The 19,717-nt window shown below is 59.7% G+C and carries 15 protein-coding genes; 6 read left to right on the top strand and 9 right to left on the bottom strand.

Annotation, left to right across the window (positions count from 1 at the left end; all coding sequences use genetic code 11):
• Positions 1-65: 65 nt before the first annotated feature.
• The gene (locus tag AC3IP0_RS22665) at positions 66-1,589 is read right to left on the bottom strand and encodes a fumarate hydratase (RefSeq protein ID WP_489317064.1); all 1,524 of its coding nucleotides are present in this window, start codon (positions 1,587-1,589) and stop codon (positions 66-68) included.
• Positions 1,590-1,902: 313 nt separating this feature from the next.
• On the opposite strand from AC3IP0_RS22665, the gene AC3IP0_RS22660 reads away from it, so the two are divergent.
• Genes AC3IP0_RS22660 through AC3IP0_RS22650 form a run of 3 tightly spaced genes read left to right on the top strand, consistent with a single transcriptional unit; the run spans position 1,903 to position 4,716 of the window.
• Complete coding sequence (locus tag AC3IP0_RS22660) at positions 1,903-3,009, top strand: GGDEF domain-containing protein (RefSeq protein ID WP_489325975.1); 1,107 nt, start codon at positions 1,903-1,905, stop codon at positions 3,007-3,009.
• Positions 3,002-3,937 carry an iron-sulfur-binding ferredoxin reductase gene (locus tag AC3IP0_RS22655; protein ID WP_489325974.1) on the top strand — a complete coding sequence of 312 codons (936 nt, stop codon included), beginning with the start codon at positions 3,002-3,004 and terminating at the stop codon, positions 3,935-3,937. The genes AC3IP0_RS22660 and AC3IP0_RS22655 overlap by 8 nt, the downstream gene beginning before the upstream one ends.
• A gap of 29 nt (positions 3,938-3,966) precedes the next feature.
• A complete protein-coding gene (locus AC3IP0_RS22650) occupies positions 3,967-4,716 on the top strand; it encodes an enoyl-CoA hydratase-related protein (RefSeq protein ID WP_489325973.1) in 750 nt (249 codons plus the stop codon).
• 97 nt (positions 4,717-4,813) lie between these two features.
• Here the strand turns inward: AC3IP0_RS22650 and AC3IP0_RS22645 are convergent, their stop codons facing one another.
• Together AC3IP0_RS22645 and pyk are read right to left on the bottom strand one after the other, a co-directional pair.
• Positions 4,814-6,097 (bottom strand): NHL repeat-containing protein, encoded by a 1,284-nt coding sequence (locus tag AC3IP0_RS22645; protein WP_489325971.1) that lies wholly within the window; start codon positions 6,095-6,097, stop codon positions 4,814-4,816.
• A 189-nt stretch (positions 6,098-6,286) separates the two neighbouring features.
• Positions 6,287-7,738: a pyruvate kinase gene (gene pyk, locus AC3IP0_RS22640; protein WP_150726740.1), complete on the bottom strand. Its 1,452-nt coding sequence runs from the start codon at positions 7,736-7,738 to the stop codon at positions 6,287-6,289.
• Between the two features lie 208 nt (positions 7,739-7,946).
• On the opposite strand from pyk, the gene AC3IP0_RS22635 reads away from it, so the two are divergent.
• Together AC3IP0_RS22635 and AC3IP0_RS22630 are read left to right on the top strand one after the other, a co-directional pair.
• A complete protein-coding gene (locus AC3IP0_RS22635; protein WP_489317060.1) occupies positions 7,947-8,330 on the top strand; it encodes a tetratricopeptide repeat protein in 384 nt (127 codons plus the stop codon).
• Positions 8,331-8,560: 230 nt separating this feature from the next.
• Positions 8,561-8,920: a PilZ domain-containing protein gene (locus AC3IP0_RS22630; RefSeq protein ID WP_489317059.1), complete on the top strand. Its 360-nt coding sequence runs from the start codon at positions 8,561-8,563 to the stop codon at positions 8,918-8,920.
• Positions 8,921-8,957: 37 nt separating this feature from the next.
• Here the strand turns inward: AC3IP0_RS22630 and AC3IP0_RS22625 are convergent, their stop codons facing one another.
• The gene (locus AC3IP0_RS22625; RefSeq protein ID WP_489325970.1) at positions 8,958-10,286 is read right to left on the bottom strand and encodes a DUF58 domain-containing protein; all 1,329 of its coding nucleotides are present in this window, start codon (positions 10,284-10,286) and stop codon (positions 8,958-8,960) included.
• Positions 10,283-11,284, bottom strand: a complete 1,002-nt coding sequence (locus AC3IP0_RS22620) for an AAA family ATPase (protein ID WP_489317057.1) — start codon at positions 11,282-11,284, stop codon at positions 10,283-10,285. Before AC3IP0_RS22620 ends, AC3IP0_RS22625 begins: the two co-directional genes overlap by 4 nt.
• Before the next feature lie 1,192 nt (positions 11,285-12,476).
• Here AC3IP0_RS22620 and AC3IP0_RS22615 point away from each other — a divergent pair.
• Positions 12,477-14,987: a putative bifunctional diguanylate cyclase/phosphodiesterase gene (locus AC3IP0_RS22615; protein ID WP_489317056.1), complete on the top strand. Its 2,511-nt coding sequence runs from the start codon at positions 12,477-12,479 to the stop codon at positions 14,985-14,987.
• Between the two features lie 203 nt (positions 14,988-15,190).
• Here AC3IP0_RS22615 and AC3IP0_RS22610 read toward each other — a convergent pair whose 3' ends face one another.
• From AC3IP0_RS22610 to AC3IP0_RS22595, 4 genes are read right to left on the bottom strand one after another with little or no spacing between them, the layout of a single operon-like run.
• On the bottom strand, positions 15,191-16,354 hold the full coding sequence (locus AC3IP0_RS22610; RefSeq protein WP_489317055.1) for a DUF4350 domain-containing protein: 1,164 nt from the start codon (positions 16,352-16,354) through the stop codon (positions 15,191-15,193).
• Entirely contained in the window at positions 16,351-17,895 is a 1,545-nt protein-coding gene (locus tag AC3IP0_RS22605; protein WP_489317054.1) for a DUF4129 domain-containing protein, read from the bottom strand. Before AC3IP0_RS22605 ends, AC3IP0_RS22610 begins: the two co-directional genes overlap by 4 nt.
• Positions 17,882-18,859 (bottom strand): stage II sporulation protein M, encoded by a 978-nt coding sequence (locus tag AC3IP0_RS22600; RefSeq protein WP_489317053.1) that lies wholly within the window; start codon positions 18,857-18,859, stop codon positions 17,882-17,884. Before AC3IP0_RS22600 ends, AC3IP0_RS22605 begins: the two co-directional genes overlap by 14 nt.
• Positions 18,856-19,581: an RDD family protein gene (locus AC3IP0_RS22595; RefSeq protein ID WP_489317052.1), complete on the bottom strand. Its 726-nt coding sequence runs from the start codon at positions 19,579-19,581 to the stop codon at positions 18,856-18,858. The genes AC3IP0_RS22600 and AC3IP0_RS22595 overlap by 4 nt, the downstream gene beginning before the upstream one ends.
• Positions 19,582-19,717 lie beyond the last annotated feature (136 nt).

Here is a 19,717-nt window from a genome sequence, read left to right as displayed (position 1 = left end):
GTGCCGAAAAAAAACCGGTCTGTCGTTGCCGACAAACCGGTTTTTTCAGCGGACCTGAGTGCCGTTTATTGCACTTCTACCGCCAGGCTTTCACTGATCTTTTTCTGCCAGATGGCAGGACCGGTGATGTGTACCGACTCGCCATTGCTGTCAACCGCAACGGTCACAGGCATGTCTTTTACGTCGAACTCGTAGATCGCTTCCATGCCCAGTTCGGCGAAAGCGACAACGCGGGATTTCTTGATCGCTTGCGCCACCAGGTAAGCCGCGCCGCCGACAGCCATCAGATAAACGGCTTTGTGGTCCTTGATCGCTTCGATCGCGGTAGGGCCGCGCTCGGATTTGCCGATCATGCCCAGCAGGCCAGTTTGCTCGAGAATCTGACGGGTGAACTTGTCCATCCGCGTCGCGGTGGTCGGGCCAGCCGGGCCAACCACTTCTTCGCGCACAGGATCAACCGGGCCGACGTAATAGATGAAGCGACCCTTGAGGTCCACCGGCAGGGTTTCGCCCTTGTTCAGCATCTCGACCATGCGCTTGTGCGCAGCGTCGCGACCGGTGAGCATCTTGCCGTTGAGCAGGACGGTTTCGCCCGGCTTCCAGCTCTGCACTTCTTCCGGGGTCAGGGTGTCGAGGTTGACGCGACGGGCCGACGGACCGGCTTCCCAGACGATTTCCGGGTAGGCGTCCAAAGGTGGCGCTTCCTGGGCAACCGGGCCGGAACCGTCGAGCACAAAGTGCGTGTGACGGGTGGCGGCGCAGTTCGGGATCATGCACACCGGCAGCGAGGCTGCGTGGGTCGGGTAATCCATGATCTTCACGTCGAGCACGGTGGTCAGGCCACCGAGGCCCTGGGCGCCGATGCCCAACTGGTTGACCTTCTCGAACAGCTCCAGACGCATTTCCTCAATGCGATTCTGTGGGCCACGGGCTTTGAGCTCGTGAATGTCGATGGATTCCATCAACACTTCCTTGGCCATGACAGCGGCTTTCTCGGCGGTGCCGCCGATGCCAATGCCGAGCATGCCTGGTGGGCACCAGCCGGCGCCCATTTCCGGGACGGTTTTCAGGACCCAGTCGACGATCGAGTCGGACGGGTTGAGCATGGCCATTTTCGACTTGTTCTCGGAACCGCCGCCCTTGGCCGCCACGTCCACTTCTACGGTGTTACCCGGAACGATGGAGTAGTGGATGACCGCCGGGGTGTTGTCCTTGGTGTTCTTGCGAGCGCCCGCCGGGTCGGCGAGGATCGAAGCGCGCAGGACGTTTTCCGGCAGGTTGTAGGCGCGACGTACGCCCTCGTTGATCATGTCGTCCACGCTCATGGTGGCGCCATCCCAACGCACGTCCATGCCCACGCGGACAAACACGGTCACGATGCCGGTGTCCTGGCAGATCGGACGATGGCCGGTGGCGCACATGCGCGAGTTGATCAGGATCTGTGCCATCGAGTCGCGGGCCGCTGGCGATTCTTCGCGCAGGTAGGCCTCGTGCATCGCCTGGATGAAATCCACGGGGTGGTAGTAGGAAATGAACTGCAGGGCGTCGGCAACGCTCTGAATCAGGTCGTCTTGCTTGATCACGGTCATGAGTCGCGCTCCTCTAAAAGACGGGAACATTCAATAAGGTGCTTGCAGCTTGGGTGCATCGGTCGGTTGCAAGCACCTTTCAAGGCACGCCGGGCAAGCTGGCGCGACGCTAAAAAGGCGCGGCAGTATACCGCGCCTCGCGGACAGGCACACGCGCCGGCAGTCAATCGTTGGTCGCATAAGCTCCTGCAACCGAGACGACCTTGCCCATCCCGAAAATTGAATGGTCATTTATCGGTCTCGCCACTAAAGTGACATACGGTCTGTAGAGTAGGACGCTCTATCAGTCTCCTTTCATCTGGTGAGTCAACGATTGACCCATAACGCCATCCAGCGCCTGTTGCTCAAACGTTTCGCCCTCGCGGCCGGCACCTATGCCCTGGCATTGCTGTTGCTGTGGCTGGCGTTTTTTACCGGTCACTATGATGCACCGCTTTCCAATATCGCCATCGGCAGCGCACTGGTGGTGATCAGCCAGGCCACCCTGTTCGCGGTGTTCTACAGAGGCTACAACCTGCGCTTCGCCGACCCCAGCCTGACCGAGGCGCAAGTATTGCTGGGGCTGGGCTGGCAAACGTGGCTGATGGCCCATCTGGACGAAGCCCGGGGCGCGTTTCTGGTGTTTTACGTGCTGATCCTGCTGTTCGGCCTGTTCCATCTGTCACGCCGGTCTTTAGTACGATGCGCGCTGCTGGTGTTCTTCAGTTTCAGTGCGATCACGCTGTGGGAGGGCTACCACTTCCAGTTGCCTGACCCGGCCATGGCGGTGTTGCAGGTCTGTGTGCTGTTCATCGTGCTGGTGTGGCTGGTGCTGTATGCCCGCTATGTGCAGGCTTCGCGACAACGTATGCGCCAGCGGCGTTTTGCCTTGCAGGCGCACCAGGACACGTTACGCGGGATGATGCGCCAACTCGAAGACCTGGTCGCCACCGACGAGCTCACGGGCCTGTTCAATCGCCGGCATTTCCTGCGCCTGGCTTCCCGCGAATTGAACGCCATGGACCCCGGTGTCGTGCATGGCCTGGCGCTGATCGACCTTGACCATTTCAAGCGCATCAACGACCTGCACGGCCATGCCGCTGGCGATCAGGTGCTGCAAGCCTTTGCCGGCGTTGCCTCCGCGTGTCTGCGCGACGGTGATGTTCTGGCCCGCTATGGCGGTGAAGAGTTCGTGGTACTGCTGCCCGATTGCGATGCCGACAGTCTGACTTCGTGCTGCGAACGGCTGCGCATCGCGTTCACCGATGTCGAGTTGATTGGTCTGGATGTGCGCAACCTCAGCCTGTCCGCCGGCATGACCCTGCTGGAACGGGGCGACGACCTCGATGACGCCCTGCAACAGGCCGATCAGGCGCTTTATCGCGCCAAGCGTGACGGCCGCAACCGCTGCGCGGCAGCGTGGGAGAACGTCGATGCCTGAGCTGCGGGTCGGTGAGCGCCAATGGTCAGTGACGGCGGGCAGCAATCTGCTCGACGCGCTGAACCAGAACGGCGTGCCAGTGCCTTACAGTTGCCGCGCCGGCAGTTGCCATGCGTGCCTGGTGCAGTGTGTGCGGGGCCTGCCGAGCGACAGCCGCCCCGATGCCCTGAGTGCACAGCAGCGTGAACAGGGCTGGCGCCTGGCGTGCCAGTGCCAGGTGATCGAGGACTTGCAGGTGCATGCCTTCGACCCGCAAACCGATGGCCATCCGGCCGAAGTCGCGGCGATCGATTGGTTGAGCACCACGGTGCTGCGCTTGCGGGTAATCCCGCAGCGGCCGTTGCGCTACAGCGCCGGACAGCATCTGGTGTTGTGGGCGGGCAGCGTGGCGCGGCCGTATTCTCTCGCCAGTCTGCCGCAGGAAGACCGTTTTCTGGAGTTTCATCTCGATTGCCGCATGCCCGGGGAATTCAGCGATGCCGCCAGGCAATTGCGCATCGGCGATCCGATCCGTCTCGGTGAACTGCGCGGCGGTGCCTTGCACTACGACCCTGACTGGCACGCCAGGCCGTTGTGGTTGATGGCGGCCGGCACCGGGTTGGGGCCGTTGTTTGGTGTATTGCGCGAAGCGCTACGCCAGGATCACCAGGGGGCCATCCGCGTCATCCACCTGGCCCATGATGCCGATGAGCACTACCTGGCCAAACCGCTGCAAGCCATGGCCACCAGCCGTCCGAACCTGAGCGTCGAACTGTGGACGCCGGCCGAGTTGCCAGCGGCTTTGGCGCAACTGCGGCTTGTTTCGCGGCAAACCCTGGCCTTACTCTGCGGAGGCCCCGACAGCGTCGACGCCTTTGCCCGGCGCCTTTACCTGGCGGGATTGCCGCGCAATCAACTGCTGGCCGATGTGTTCCTGCCCCGTGGTTGAGCGCTGACTTTTCAGACGCGAGACCTGCCATGACCGATGCCATCCAAGTTGAACGCGAACGCGGCCTGTTGACCCTGCGCCTGAATCGCCCGGACAAGAAAAACGCCCTGACCCGCGCCATGTACAGCGACCTGGCCGAGGCGTTGAAACAGGCCGACAGCGACCCCGGAATCAACGCCGTGCTGATCACCGGTTCTGCCGAGTGCTTCACCGCCGGCAACGACATCGCCGATTTCATCCAGCAACCGCCGAGCGGCCTCGACAGCCCGGTATTCCAGTTCATGCTCAACCTGCTCGAATGCCGCAAACCGGTGATCGCCGCCGTGGCCGGTGCAGCGGTGGGCATTGGCACGACGATGTTGCTGCATTGCGATCTGGTCTACGTCAGTCGCGACGCCCGCCTGCGCATGCCGTTCGTCAACCTTGGCCTATGCCCGGAGTTCGGCTCCAGCCTGATCCTGCCGCGTCTGCTCGGGCAGGCCAAGGCGGCGGAGTTGTTGCTGCTCGGTGAAGGTTTCAACGGTGAGCAGGCCGCTGCGTGGGGCATTGCGTCGCAAGCGCTGGGCAGTGGCGAAGAAGCCTTGGCCAAGGCGCGGGAGATGGCGCTGCGCTTCGAGTCGCTGCCGCCGGAAGCGGTGCGCATCAGCAAGCAACTGATGAAGGCGCCGGACCGGGAGTTGGTGCGCAAGGTGATTGAAGAGGAGGGGGCGTTGTTTACCCAGCGGGTGCGTTCGCCGGAGGCGTTGGCGGCGTTGATGGGGTTCATCAAACGGCATTGATTTGACCAGGCGTCCAAAAAGATCGCAGCCTTCGACAAACCCTTGTTGGCGTTCCCGAAGGCAGCGATTTCTTCATCCTTGAAGGGGAAAGCAAGCTCTAGGGTAGATAACGCAAGATTCTGGGTATCTCCGCTCGTCCGACAGTAGAAACCAGGATTTTCCCGTCATCCTGCAATGCGATGGAGCTTGGATAGCCTCCACCTTCGTCCGGCAAACGAGTGCGCACCCAGCCTTGTCCATTGCCGAATGAGGTGTCAATTTTTTCGTTGATAAAGCGTGCAACGACAACTTCATACTCTCTGGTTGAATCGTCACCCAGTGTAGCGGCCGTCACAATCTTTCCATCCTTTTGTATGGCGGCGCCCATCCACAATGTTCGCTTGTTGCTTTCCAGGCTGGTGTACAAGGGCTCGCCCCGGTTGAACTGGATATTAGGTTTACCGTCAGGTTCCAGGCTGTGTAATACGCCGCTTTCAAATATTTCGTAACTGCTTCCGACACCCAGAATTCGCTGGTTCGGTTGTCTTGTCATTCTTTCGATACCAACTCCAGCCGGACCGTTGATGACGACAAATCCGTCTCCACGTGTACCAAAAGTTCGGTCGATACTGCCTGCGCTGTCGCAGCGTACAAATGTTGCTTGAAAGTCTGCATTCAAAGGGAAGGCTGTACCGCAGGCGACATATTTGCCATCGCTTTGCACCAGGATGTCGTACAGTTGCAGCGAATTCAGCGGATAATCAGGGTGATCAACCTTTAGATAACCCGTCCGGTTGAAGTCTTTGTCCAAAGCTCCATTCTGGGTCAGCCGTACGATGTAGCCTGCATAGGTGCAAGCTACGATCTTTCCATCGGGCAGGATTTCCACTCCCAAAAGACCGCCATTGCTACTACCGGTGATGCGCTCTCGATCATGAGCCAATGGTGGCCCGCTGGATGCATTGTCAAAATCGATAATGGAATAGCCGTTTTCCCCGAACTCCATATCAAGAGTTCCATTCGCGTTGAAACGAGCAAAGACGGAACTCCCCTCTTCATACCCCTGAATGACTATTTTTTCATCGGGTTGAACGGCAAATGAGGTCACCATTGCCTGCGGTTTTCGCGGGAACACATCCTGAACAATTCCTTTGCCACCAAACTTCGTGTCAGGTGTCCCGTCGCTGTTCAAACGACCTACGAAGTATCTTTCTTTGTCTCCGAAACCGTTGCCAGCGAAACCTGCGAAATAAATTTTAGAGTCCGGGCCGGTACCCACCGACGTGACACTCCGTACATAACGCCTGCGGTACTGCGGATCTATGCCTTCGATGATCACCATGCCTTCATCTCCGAATGTCGGATCAAGCATTCCAGCATCGAACCTTTTTTGAATAGTCATTATCGCGTACTCAGTCTAATAGTGAGGTCAATCCGGGCACCGGTTGAGTGACCAATGGACGAGACTGGATTGAAGTACGTTCGGTAGAGGAGAACTACTGTCAGATCTGACAGTTCGTTCAATCTGTTTGGAATAAAAAAAGCCCCGCCATTCACATGGCGGGGCTTTTGTTTTTCAGCAACCGGTCACTCAGACCATCGGGTCGCCAACGTGCAGGATCTTCATGCCGTTGGTGCCGCCGGTGGTGTGGTAGCTGTCGCCCTTGGTCAGAATGACCCAGTCGCCTTTCTGTACTACGCCGCGCTTGACCAGCTCGTCGATAGCCTTCTGGCTGACTTCGTTCGGCGCCAGCGAAGCCGGGTCGAACGGGATGGTGTACACGCCACGGAACATTGCCGCGCGGGCCTGAGCCTCGCGGTGCGGGGTGAACGCGTAGATCGGCACCGAGGAGCGGATGCGCGACATGATCAGCGGGGTGTAGCCACTTTCGGTCAGGGCGATGATCGCCTTCACGCCCGGGAAGTGGTTGGCGGTGTACATGGTCGCCAGTGCGATGCTTTCGTCGCAGCGCTCGAACTCTTTGCCGATGCGGTGGCTGGAGGTCTTGCTGGTCGGGTGCTTTTCGGCACCGATGCAGATGCGCGCCATGGCCTGAACGGCTTCCAGCGGGTACAGGCCAGCGGCGCTTTCGGCCGAGAGCATCACGGCGTCGGTGTAGTCGAGCACGGCGTTGGCTACGTCGGACACTTCGGCGCGGGTCGGCATCGGGTTCTGGATCATCGACTCCATCATCTGGGTCGCGACGATCACAGCCTTGTTGTGGCGGCGTGCGTGCAGAATGATCTTCTTCTGGATGCCCACCAGCTCGGCGTCGCCGATTTCCACACCCAGGTCACCACGGGCAACCATCACCGCGTCGGACGCCTTGATCAGGCCGTCGAGGGTTTCGTCGTCGGCCACGGCTTCGGCGCGTTCGATCTTCGCCACCAGCCAGGCAGTGCCGCCGGCTTCGTCGCGCAGTTGACGGGCGTATTCCATGTCGGCGGCGTCACGCGGGAAAGATACCGCGAGGTAGTCGACTTCCATTTCCGCAGCGAGCTTGATGTCAGCCTTGTCTTTTTCAGTCAGGGCCGGAGCGGTCAGGCCGCCACCGCGACGGTTGATGCCTTTGTGGTCGGACAGCGGGCCGCCGATGGTCACGGTGCAGTTCAGTTCGGTGGCCGTGGCGGTATCGACGCGCATCACCACGCGACCGTCGTCGAGCAGCAGCTCGTCGCCCACACCGCAGTCCTTGACCAGGTCCGGGTAGTCGATGCCGACCACTTGCTGGTTGCCTTCGGTCAGAGGATGGCTGGTGGAGAAGGTGAATTGATCACCGATCTTCAGCTCGATCTTCTTGTTGGCGAATTTGGCGATACGGATTTTCGGGCCTTGCAGGTCACCCAGCAGGGCGACGAAGCGGCCATGCTTGGCAGCGAGGTCACGCACCAGCTTCGCGCGAGCCTTGTGCTCGTCGGGGGTGCCGTGGGAGAAGTTCAGGCGGGCGACGTCCAGGCCAGCCAGAATCAGCTGTTCGAGAACTTCCGGCGAGTTACTGGCCGGGCCAAGGGTGGCGACGATTTTGGTACGACGGACGGACATGCAAAGACTCCTGAGTTCAAGCGCTGAGTGAGGCTACTATGCTCCGAAGGTGTAGTCATTGTTCGTATGCACTACTTTTCGTGAAGAGCTTGGTTTTTTCGAAGAACCTGGTTATTGCCTTCTTTATTGAACTGCGCAACTTTGCATCCGGCAGCCTGAAGATTTCCGACCATGGGTCGATACAGCGTTCATGACAGGAGATTTTCCCATGCGTTGCGTACTCATTGCCGCCCTTGCCATCAGCGCCCTCAGCGTCACGGGTTGCACCCGTTGGTCGATGAACCATCATTTGAACAATGCCTACAAAGCCTATGACCGGGGCAATTGCGAGCAAGTCATGCTTGAACTGTCCAAGGTCGAGCGCGAAAGCCGGGCGCGGCCTTATGTGTGGCCGGAAGCATCGATGATGCGCGGCCTGTGCCTGGAACGGCAGAAGATGTTTGTCGATGCGGCGCAGACGTATCAGTTCATCATCGCCTCGTACCCACAGAGCGAATACGCCTACCGCGCCCGCGCCCGGCTGGAAACCCTGCAAAGCCTGGGTCACTACCCGTTGCGCAGTGCCGCAGCGGCAAAACCCACGCAGTTCTGACGGCCGTAACCCCCTGAACGCTGGCTCACCGGCGGTGGTGAGCTATAGTCCAGTGAACCGGTTTCAGAGCGTTGCCTCTGATGAACCGGGGCAACACCTGTGACCGGCCAAGCAGGACTCTGCGCTACAAGGACTGGCGCACCGGAAGCGGGGAGAGCGGGCAAGACTTATGCGTACCCCCGAAGCAGTAGTGCGGCTCTGCTTAAGAGCCTTGCATAGCGAAATTGCACATGTTCACCGACCGCCGAATCGAGCGGCATCAACTGCCGTACTTCCTGAAAGTGTTCAACGGCATCACCGGCAAACCCATCGGCTACCTGGGCAATGTCTCCGAAGACGGGCTGATGCTGATCAGCCAGCTGCCGATGATGATCGGCGCGGACTTCAACCTGCGCCTGAAAATTCCCGTCAGCGAAGGTGGCCAGCGGATCATCGACCTGCAGGCCTGTTGTCTGTGGTGCCACGAAGACGCGACCCCCAGACATTACGACGCCGGATTCAGCCTGCAACGGGCGCCACCGGAGTATGGGCAACTGGTGGAGGCGTTGAAGCAATATTTCAGTTTTCTGCCGTTGCCGGCTTCGGCCTGAGATCAATGGGAGCTCGGCTGTGAGTGACTGCTCAGGCTCAGAGTCCGGTTCTTTTCCAGCCCAGGTACCGGGTCACCAATTCTGCCCCCAACTCACCGGGCCGCGCATCCATCAGCAACACTCCATGAGCGTTCAAGCGCTCATGGAGTTCGGCGCGTGCATTCAGGTAGTCCACGGTCCCGCAATAGGCCAGCGCTTCGGGCAAGGTCTGCACCGGTGATTGACGCAGGGTATCGAGCACGTCTTCGCGCAGGCTCGCGACCAGCACCTGATGCTGCCGGCTCAAGCGGTGGACGGCCGGAAGCAGTTCATCGTCGTCCTCTTCGCGCAGGTTGGTCACCAGCACCACCAGTGCCCGGCGTTTTTGCCGTGCCAGCAATTGCGTGGCCGCGGCTTGATAGTCGGCGCTGCGTTGGCTGCTGTTCAAGTCATAGACGGTGTTGAGCAGGGTGTTGAGATGGCTGGTGCCTTTTACCGGCGCGAGGTAGCGCGGCTGTTCGCAGGCAAAGGTACTCAGGCCTACCGCGTTGCCCTGACGTAGCGCCACGTAGCTGAGCAACAAACAGGCGTTGAGGGCATGATCGAAGTGCGACAGCTCATCATCCTGGCTGCGCATGTGCCGGCCGCAGTCGAGCATGAAAATGATCTGCTGATCGCGTTCGTCCTGATACTCCCGGGCAATCGGCGTGCGCTGTCGGGCGGTGGCTTTCCAGTCGATCTGGCGCAGGCTGTCGCCCTCGCGAAATTCGCGCAATTGATGGAATTCCAGGCCCAGGCCCCGTCGTTGTTTCTGGCGGACGCCAAGCTGGCTGAGCCAGTTGTCCACCGCCAGCAACTGCCCTTCATACAAGCGGGCGAAATCGGGATAGACACGGGTGGCGTCGGGCAGGTCCAGCAAGCGTCTGTCCGACCAGAGCCCCAAGGGGCTTGGCAGGTCAATTTCGCAGCGTTTGAAGCTGAAGTGGCCGCGCTTGAGCGGGCGCAGGCGATATCCGGCAAGGCTGTGCCGGCCGGGTTGCAGCTCAACCGTCAGTGGCAGGTTTTCGAAGCTCAGGCCAGGTGGCACGTGGTCGAAGACTTGTACGTTCAGCGGTTGTGCGAAGTCGTGTTCGACTGTCAGTTGCACCTCGCTCCATCGACCCAGCGCCAGGCTGCCGGGCAACTGGCGTTTCAGTCGGGGCGAAGGCAAGCGCTTGAGGCGAATGGCATCGAGGATGGCCAGGGCCAGCAGCGCCAGGAGCAACCCCCAGTTGATCGCCATGAGATTCGCCGGAACCGCGAACTCCAATGCCCGCAAAGCGCCCGACACAATGGTGCAGGCCAGCAGGGTCAACAGCCAGGCGAGCATCAGGCGCGAGGGTTTCACAGGCGCGGCGCCGGCACTTGGTCGAGCATCTGCTGGAGCACCTGATCGACATCCAGGCCCTCGATGTCCAGCTCCGGCGCGATGCGCACACGATGGCGCAGCACGGCCAGGGCGCAGCCTTTGATGTCATCCGGAATCACGAACTCACCGCCGCGCAGCAGCGCACGGGCCCGGGCACAGCGCACCAGCGCGATGGATGCGCGTGGGCCGGCGCCGAGGATCAAGCCGGGCCAGTTGCGGGTGGAGCGGGCCAGGCGCACGGCGTAATCGAGCACCTGGTCATCCAGGGCCAGGTCGCTGGCGATGCGTTGCAGGGCCAGTACATCCCTGGCCTGGAGCAACGTGCGCATCGGCTGGACATCAAGCATGTCGGCCCGGGTCGAGCGGCTGACCTGACGCACCATGTCCAGCTCTTGCCCGGCGTCGGGGTAATCCATGCGCACCTTGAGCATGAAACGGTCCAGTTCAGCCTCCGGCAAGGGGTAAGTGCCTTCCTGTTCGATCGGGTTCTGCGTGGCGAGCACCATGAACGGTTGCGCAATCGACAAAGGCTGGCCTTCGAGGGTGACTTGCCGCTCCTGCATGGCTTCGAGCAGCGCGGCCTGGGTTTTCGCCGGGGCACGGTTGATCTCGTCCGCCAGCAGCAGGTTGGTGAACAACGGCCCCTTGCGCAGTTTGAATTTCTCGGTCTGCAAGTCATACACGGCGTGCCCGGTGACGTCGCTGGGCATCAGGTCCGGGGTGAACTGGATGCGCGCGAACTCACCGCCGAAGCAGCGGGCGAGGGCGCGTACCAACAGTGTCTTGCCCAAGCCCGGCACGCCTTCGAGCAACACGTGGCCGCCGGCGATCAGTGCCGTCAGGACGTCGTCGATCACGCCGTCCTGGCCAATCACCGCTTTTTGCAGTTCCTTGCGTACAGCCTGGGCCAGATGGCCGGCACGCTGACGTTGTTGAGTGGCATGGCTCGGTGCGTCGGGCTCGATCGGTTGACTCATGGGTTCCGGAGCCTTGTTAACAGTTATATTTGTTTTATCTTCCATAAATCAGTCACTTATCTAATCTAACTTTTTTCACGTATTTTTTTACGCGTGGAACGAGTGAGTGACTGCCAATCTGCCTCATTGCAATCCCATGGCAACCCTTCATTTGAGCGTTCGTCAGAGGTGGAGGTTAGTCTATGACGGTCAACCGACTCCCTCATTTCGTTGCCGTTGCAAATGCGCTGCGTCAAGGCGCGGGCTTGCCGCTTTAAATGAAACGATTAGGCAGTCGTCGCGGAGCGCGGGGGCGTCCGCTTTTTGGAGGCCGAGCGGCCAGCCCGCTGTCAAAAAGTTGGTGCCAGCGAACGACAGCTCATGGCCGAACGCTGCCGACCATCAAGGGCTGCTACCGACCTGGAGCAGTCGGCGAACAGAATAACGGCAAATTAGTGGCTATGCTTGGTCTGCTGTCGAGACTGATCAGGCAGTCCGGCAGGCTGCGCGGAAATGACCCGCAACGTGCCCTATGTCACCCGACTATTCTGCGTGAAGCATCCAGTTCAGGGGTGCAAATCCGCAACGACACTCGGGAAGACATGGAGCAAACCCTGCACCTGCAGGCGCAGGGTTTGGACTAGATCTGTTGGGATCACTCAGGATCGAATCGACTTTCGCTACGGTGCGGCTGGGCACTGCGAAAACGGGGATCTGCTCACCCCAGACCTGCTGGCCAAGGTCTGCACGCTCGCCAGAGGCGCAGAACGAGGCTGAGGAAATTGAAAGGAACAGAGCATCTGGCAAAAGTGATTGTCGACGTTCAGTTCTACAATGGAAAGCGAGGAGAATCGTTACCTGAAACGATGATGTCAAACACAACAAATGAAAATGATTTCGTTTTATCGCCGAAATGTTAAGAGACTGCTTCCGAGAGTAAAAAATTTCACCATGAAATTAGCATCGCCAAATGCATTGCTTAGTGTCGAATAGTTGGTTGGCGTGACACTTAAGACGTATAGCTTCGGTAGATATTGCTTGTCTCGGGAGCTTCGCTCACGAAAACCAGCGTGAATCCAGAACAGAGAAAAAATTTGGCTAATGCTACGTGCGGTGTGTTCTCAGGTTCAGGTGTCGGCACAAAAGGTTAATTGGTTTCCGAATACCGCTTCTATTGGTCAATTTTAAAAGGATTATGTTTGGAGATTGTGAAATGGATTCTTTCAGGAAGAAAAGCGCCGCAAAGCAAGCCATACCCACCAGTTCAAATAAGCCGCGCTCGACCAAATGGCACCGCATGTACTTTTTTCTTGCGGGATTCGACGTGCTGGTTGTTGTGCTGAGCGTGCTATTGAATCACCTGATCGTCGATACCTATCACCGCTCCATCAAGGCAAACCAGTCGTGGGTCCAACAGCTGTCGAGCTATTCAACGCTGGGCAGCCTGGCTTCCACAGTCAATGCGCCGGGCAATAATGTGTTCGATACACATAATGTTGAAGCCGAATCGTGGAACATGAATGAAGCCTTGCGCGCCTTCAACGAGCATTTGGCAATGGCCAAAAAACAGTTGGAAGTACGGATCGCCAATGAGGCTGAACACAGTGCAGATATACAAGCCTTTACCCTTGCATTGAAGGATGAGGTGGGTGCAGTTGATGCCGCGATGGTCGAAATGGTGAACGAGGCCTTGCTGATCTTTTCCTACTTCAGGGAGGGGCAGTCGGATAATGCCGGCAAACGCATGGCAACGATGGACAGGAAGTTTGCCCTGTTGCTCGCCTCACTCAGTACCGTGCGGGATCGCGTTGGCCTGATTCAAAGCAAGCTCCTGGAGGAGGAGCTTGAGTCGGTCGAAGAACTGCGCCGGGTCGAATACGCGATCATGGTGTTCGTACTACTGATGGTCAGTGCGGCCGTTATCTACGGGGGCAAGATCAGGCGCGAAATGGAGTCGCAAGCAGCCGAAAGGGAAGGTTATCTGGCAGTGCTGCGCGAAAGCGAGAAGCAGGCCCGCCAGCAAGCATCGCTGCTGGACAAGGCCCAGGACGCCATTGTCGTTCACGGGATGGATAACCGCATCCTGTACTGGAACAAAAGTGCCGAGCGTCTCTACGGTCTGTCAAAGGAAGAGGCACTCGGCAAATCGGCACAGGAGTTGATCTACCAGGGTAGCGCCGCTTTCAATGCGGCCACTAACAGCCTGATAGAAACGGGTGACTGGGCGGACGAAGTTACACTTCGACGCCGGGATGGCTGCACCATCACGCTCGAAAGTCATCGAACCCTGGTGCGAGACGATGATGGCCAGCCGCAATCCGTTCTGTCGATCAATACTGACATCACCCACCGTAAGACCGCTGAGCAAGAGGTCCAGCGTTTGGCCTTCTACGATCAGTTGACCGGGCTGGCCAACAGGCGGCTCATGTTGGACCGGTTACAGCATCTGCTGGCGGGCAGCTCCCGTAGCCTGCATACGAGCGCGATAATTCTCATTGACCTGGATAACTTCAAGGCACTGAACGACACGCTGGGGCATGACAGAGGCGACATGTTGCTGCAGCAAGTTGCTCTGCGCCTTTGCGGCTGCATACGCGAGAACGACACGGTGGCTCGCCTGGGCGGAGACGAATTCGTCGTCCTGCTGGATGGCCTTAATGAGAATCCTCCAGAAGCAGCTATCCAGGCCAAGGCTATTGGCGAAAAGATTCTCAAATCTCTGAACATTTCCTACCAGTTGGATGGATATGAGCACCACAGCACCCCCAGTCTCGGCATTGCGCTGTTCCAGGGGCAGCTGAGCACAGTGGACGATATTATGAAGCGCGCTGACCTGGCGATGTATCGCGCCAAGGCGGCGGGCCGCAATACCATGCGCTTCTTCGATCCGGAAATGCAGGCGGTTGCCACCGCACGCGCCAGACTGGAAGTAGACTTGCGCCAAGGCTTGCAGGACAACGAATTCCTTCTTCATTACCAGCCGCAGGTGAATAGTGAGGGCCGTATCATTGGCGCAGAGGCACTGATGAGATGGCAGAATCCTGAGCGCGGAGTCGTGTTTCCAGGCGAGTTCATTCCATTGGCAGAGGAAACGGGGTTGATTCTGCCGTTAGGCCGTTGGGCGCTGCAGGCAGCCTGCACTCAGCTGGTTGCCTGGGCAAAGCATTTCGAAACCGCCCGACTGGGTATGGCTGTGAATGTCAGCGCCCGCCAGTTTCACCATCCGGACTTCGTCGAGGAGGTACTGCAAGTACTGAGATACACGGGGGCCGATCCGAAGAAATTGAAACTGGAACTGACCGAAGGCCTGCTGATAGAGGATATGGAAGGTACTGTCGCCAAAATGATTGAGTTGAAAGAGATCGGCATAGGCCTTTCGCTGGATGATTTCGGAACCGGCTACTCGTCACTGTCATACCTGAAGAGCCTTCCGCTGGATCAACTCAAGATCGACCAGTCCTTCATCAGAGATGTGCTGGTTGATCCCAACGACGCCGCCATCGCCTGCGCGATTGTGAGCCTGAGCCAGATATTGGGGCTTTCGGTGATTGCAGAAGGTGTGGAGACAGAAGCTCAGCGCACCTTTCTGGTCAAGCATGGCTGCCAGACCTACCAGGGCTTCCTGTTTTCCCCGCCACTGCCAGCCGCACAATTTGAGGCGTATGTTCACGAAAGATTAATGGCGAGCACTGATTTCCCACGGACCAAGACTAAATCGCCATAACTTCGTAGGTGCCTGGGAACATCCGCTTTCGGCTGTGGATTCAACTCAATGCGGACGATGAGAGGTCGACTCAAATGTGGCTCGCACCCGCAACTGCCGGAGGTAGCCTCGAACAGCTAGTAGGAGCGAGCCTTCTTGCCCATCTGAGGATTTAGCGGCAGTTCCTAACTATTGTTGATACCTAACACTTGTTAGGTACCAGATCATAGGGCGTTCCTCAAGGTTTGCAGGTGGGCGACCTGACGGCTGAATTCAACGCTGGAAAGCCGTTGTTTCGGTCGCGGGCTCATGGCCTGGCTGATGGCGCGTGTGGGTTGGCCGGTCAGGCGCGCGAGCACCAGCCATTGTTCGGCAACGCCGAGTTGTTCAAAACCGGGATGGCGACGCCGCACGCGCCGCAGGATGTCTTGCTGCAAGGCTTGCAGCAGGCCGACCTGACCGTTGCGGCGCAACAGGAAGTCGGCACTGGCGCGCAGGTGCTCCTGCAATTGCCGGCGCGCTTTCGGCGCCGGTTCCAGCAGTGGCCCCTGACGCACGCCAAAGTGCCAGAAGCCCAGGCCGATCAAGGCGAACAGCGCGACCAGCGCCTGGGGGAAATAACGCAACAGCAAGGTCAGCAGGCTGTCGTGATCGGTGTTGAATATCAGCGTCACGCGAGTGTCGGCGGTCAGGTACCAGAGCAGCCAGGCGTTGTCGTAGTGGTCGATGGCCGGGGTTTTCCACAGGTCGGCATCGGTGACCACGATGATCGAACCGAGCCCGTGGTCGAGTTGCATCATGTGGGTGGCCCTGGCGCTGTTGGCCCAGGCCAGGGCAAGGTTTTTCGGGTCTTCGAGATGGAACGCGGTATCGAAACCGGCATACGCCGGGGCGTCCTCGTCTTCCAGATAGAGCTTGGTCAGTAGCGGGTATGGATCGTCACCGACACCCGGCGGTGGGGCCTTGAGGTCTTTGCTCAGGGACTGGTGCAGTTGCACCCGGTCGAGCAGCAGGTCATTGCTATGGCCGAGTTTTTCATCCCACAGCGACTCGGCGACGAACAGAAGCCGGCCGCCGGCCCGGGTCCAGTTCATCACCTGGTCGATTTGCCGTGGGGTCATGTTGCCGCGTTCCCCGAGCAACAGCAGGCTGTGTTGACGCGGGTCGAGGCTGGGCAGGATGTCGAGGCCGTTGGCGTGGCCGACGTTCAGGCCTTGCTTGCGCAGGAACAACTCTGCGGCCAGATAAGGATCGGCATTGGCTTCGGGGGAGGGACCGTGGTCGATTTCGGTCTGGTAGGGGGTAGCCTTGAGGTACAGATAAACGCTCAGCGCAGCCAGCAATACGGCAACCAATGCACCGGCTATCGAGCCCCAGCGCCGACTCAACGGGCAGCCTCCGGGCCGAACAGAACACGCCAGCCGTTACACAGTTCCTGCTGCACCTGAGCGGGCGGCAGGCGATGCCCGTAGGCCATGTTTTGCCAGTGCCCGGTCAGGTTTTGGCTGTAGGCCAGCAAGGCCGGCTGCTGCAGTAGTTCGACACGCCGAAGCACCTGGCCTTCAGTGTCGGCGGACTTGAGCGCGATGTTGAAGTCGTGCAACAGACGGCTGAGCAGGGCGCGATAAAGCAAACCAAGCGCTTCGCGTGGATGCGTCTGCCAAAGACTTTCTGCGTGGGCGGCGATGTCGGCGGGCAGGGACTCGGGCTTGAGGTCCATGCCGAATGCCTGCTGCGGGAATGGTCGCGTAGCTTTGCTGTCGGGGATCGATCGTCGGCTGACGAACGCCTGCAACCAGTCGCGATAGCGCCAGATCAACAGGCCGACGGCACCCATGACGGTGCCCCACAACACGATTTCAATCAGTGTCGCCAATGCCCCGAAGCGTTGCCCCTCAAGCAGCTTCAGCAGGGCCTTCAACCATTGCGGCGTCTTGCCATCGTCCGCGGCTTCAGCACTCGGTTGCTCTTCGCCAAAGCGGTAGCGCGTGACCAGCTCCCGGTTCTTGAAAGGCGGCTGTTCGAGGATCGACTTGATGCTGTCCCTGGAAGCCTGGCTGGTCAGGGGCTGATCCAGCAAGCGCGGGCTGTCGGGTGAGAGGGCCGGTTCTGTGGCCCATGCGTTGTGGGTGGTCGGCATCAGCACAATCACGGCCATCAACAGGACAGCGCTTGCACTGACCAGACGTTGGCGCATTCGGCGGAACACCAGTTCGATATCCCAGGCCTCCAGTACGGTGCGCCGGTTCAGGTACAGGCTGAAACCGCAGGCGACATAGATCGGTTCCCAAATCACCAGCACCAGTGCATAAAAGGCATTGGTCAGGTGTTCCAGCCAGCGCCAGTCCTGGGTGGCCGCCGAGATCAGCGACTGCCAGCTCCAGTCGAGCGCGACCTGTTGTGGCAGCAGCAAATAGAACAACACCATCAAGCCGATCCACAATGCGCCTTCCAGGTGCGCGCCGATGATCGTCAGCCAGCGTGCGGCGCCGGCGTCTCGCTGCAACAGCACCTGTAGACGCTGTTGCCGTTGCTGCCCGTGGAGTCCTTCGAGCTGCACCACCGGCATCACGAAACTGCGGGGCAAACTCAGGCGTCGCCAGGTCAGGCTGGCCAGCAATTGCGGTTTGAGCAGGCGTGGCCATTGGTGAAGGGCCTGCTTGAGCGTGGGCGTTTCACCGAACATGGCCTGGGACAGGATGTACAAGGGCAGGCGTTCGAACGCCGGCTTCAGCCACCAGAAAATGAACACGGCGAGAGACGGCGAATCCCAGAGTCCCCAGCTGAGCAGCACGAAAACCGGCAAGGTGACCAAGGCCCAACTGGTCATCAACAGGCGTCGGTGGCGTTGGCTCAGGAGCACCCCGAGGTCCATGGCTTCCCAGGTCGAACGTGGGCGAATCACCACCGTGGCGTCACTCAGGCGCATGGCGGTGACGTCCGGCAAACACGAGATAAACCACCACCAGCAGCCAGAGCGCCGCGCCGACCAGGTACTTGGTCTGGTGCGAAGGGCCGGTCTTTGACGACCAATAGGCTTCGATAAAGGCCGCGATCAACAGAAACAGCATGGCCCCGCAGATCAGCAGCACGCTCTTGCGCGCCGCCAATCGCAAGGCCTCGGCCCGTGGCAGGCGCCCCGGGGCGACCAAGGCCCAGCCCAGCTTCAGACCGGCGGCACCGGCCAGGGCGATGGCGCTGAGTTCGAAAGCGCCATGGCCGATCACAAATGACCAAAAGGTTTGCCCGTAGCCGACGTAGGTCAGATGTCCGGCCACCGCCCCGATCATCAGACCGTTGAAAATCAGGAAAAACACGCTGCCCAGACCGAACAGCAAACCACTGGCGAAGGTCTGAAAGGCAATGCCGATGTTGTGCATGATGTAGTAGCCGAACATCGCCCAGTCCTCACTGGCAGCCCGTTCCGCCGTGCGCCCGAGGTGACCGGCAACGGGGTCGTACATGCTTTGCATCTCGCTGACCTGCTCGGCGGGGATCAGGTTGTAGACCAGCTCCGGGTACAGGTACACCAGCAGCGCGAAACCGGCCAGGCTGCCAAAGAACATCAGGCTGGCGGCGAGGACGAAACGCCACTGTTCGCGCACCAGTCGCGGGAAGTCGGCCAGGATGAATGCCAGAACATTGGCCCCCAAACGGCTGCGATGACGGTAAAGCTGTTGGTGTCCGCGCAGCACCTGTTGCTGCAAAGAGTCGATCAGGAAACTGCTGTAGCCACGCTCCCGTGCCAGTGCCAGGTGTTGGCAGAGGCGTCGGTAGTCCTTCGGGAAACTGCCGGTGTCGGTGGCCTTATCGTCCCGTTCCAACTGCTCGAGCAGGTGGGAGAAATGGTCCCATTCGGCCTTGTGCCGGCTTTCAAAAAGGCTTTGCTTCATGTCGGCCCCAACAAGCCGCGGGCGATGCCGTTGAGCTCGGTCACCGCCTGCGGGGGCTGGACTTGCAAGGGGTGGGCGAGAATCGAAGCCAGTTCATTGACCCGCGCTTCGGAGAGTTCACCCTGGCGCTCGGCAAACCCGAGGATGGCCCGTTGCTCGGTGAGTGTCAGGACAAAGGCCGGGCGACGCGACTGGGCTTCGGGGAGTTCGGGGCGGGTGTGCGATTGTTCGCGGTAGATCACCAGGGTCCCGGCGGCGATATCGCCGAGGCGCTTGAAGTGGGGGTGTTGCAGGCAACTGACGGCCCCGAGGAAGTAACCGAACGGCAGCAGGTCGACCACGCGCAGCAGGTTGCGCAGCAGCGACGCGGACCAGCCGACCGGAGTGCCATCGTCGTGCACCACCCGCAAGCCCATCCATTGCTTGCCCGGCGAGCGGCCGTGGTTCAGCACCTCGAACAGCACCATGTACCACCAGCTCACCACGAACAGCAGGATCGAGCCGAGCCCGGCGCCCAGTTTGCCGAGCATCGCCAACACAATGAACAGCACGCCCAGGACCAGGCCGCGCAATCCAAGATCGATGGAGAATGCCAGCGCACGGACCATCAACCCGGCCGGGCGCAGTGGCAGATCGACGCCCTCCGGCGTTTCGACCTGGTACCGCGTATCCAGTGGCGGTGACAGCGGCGCATTCCGTGGCTGTGCTGTGGTCTCGAGCATGGGCAACCTGACGATGTGGCCTGGATCGGGATTGTGTATCCATCCGATGCTAGCAGCCTATGCGGGGAGAAACGACATAACTATGTATTGCATGGTGGGTCGTGCAAGGTGCTTGAATGACAAGACTACTGGCCGG

It is taken from the genome of Pseudomonas sp. GL_103 (assembly GCF_057835175.1).
Note: the sequence above shows the minus strand (reverse complement) of the source record. Positions and strands in the feature narration are given on the sequence as shown.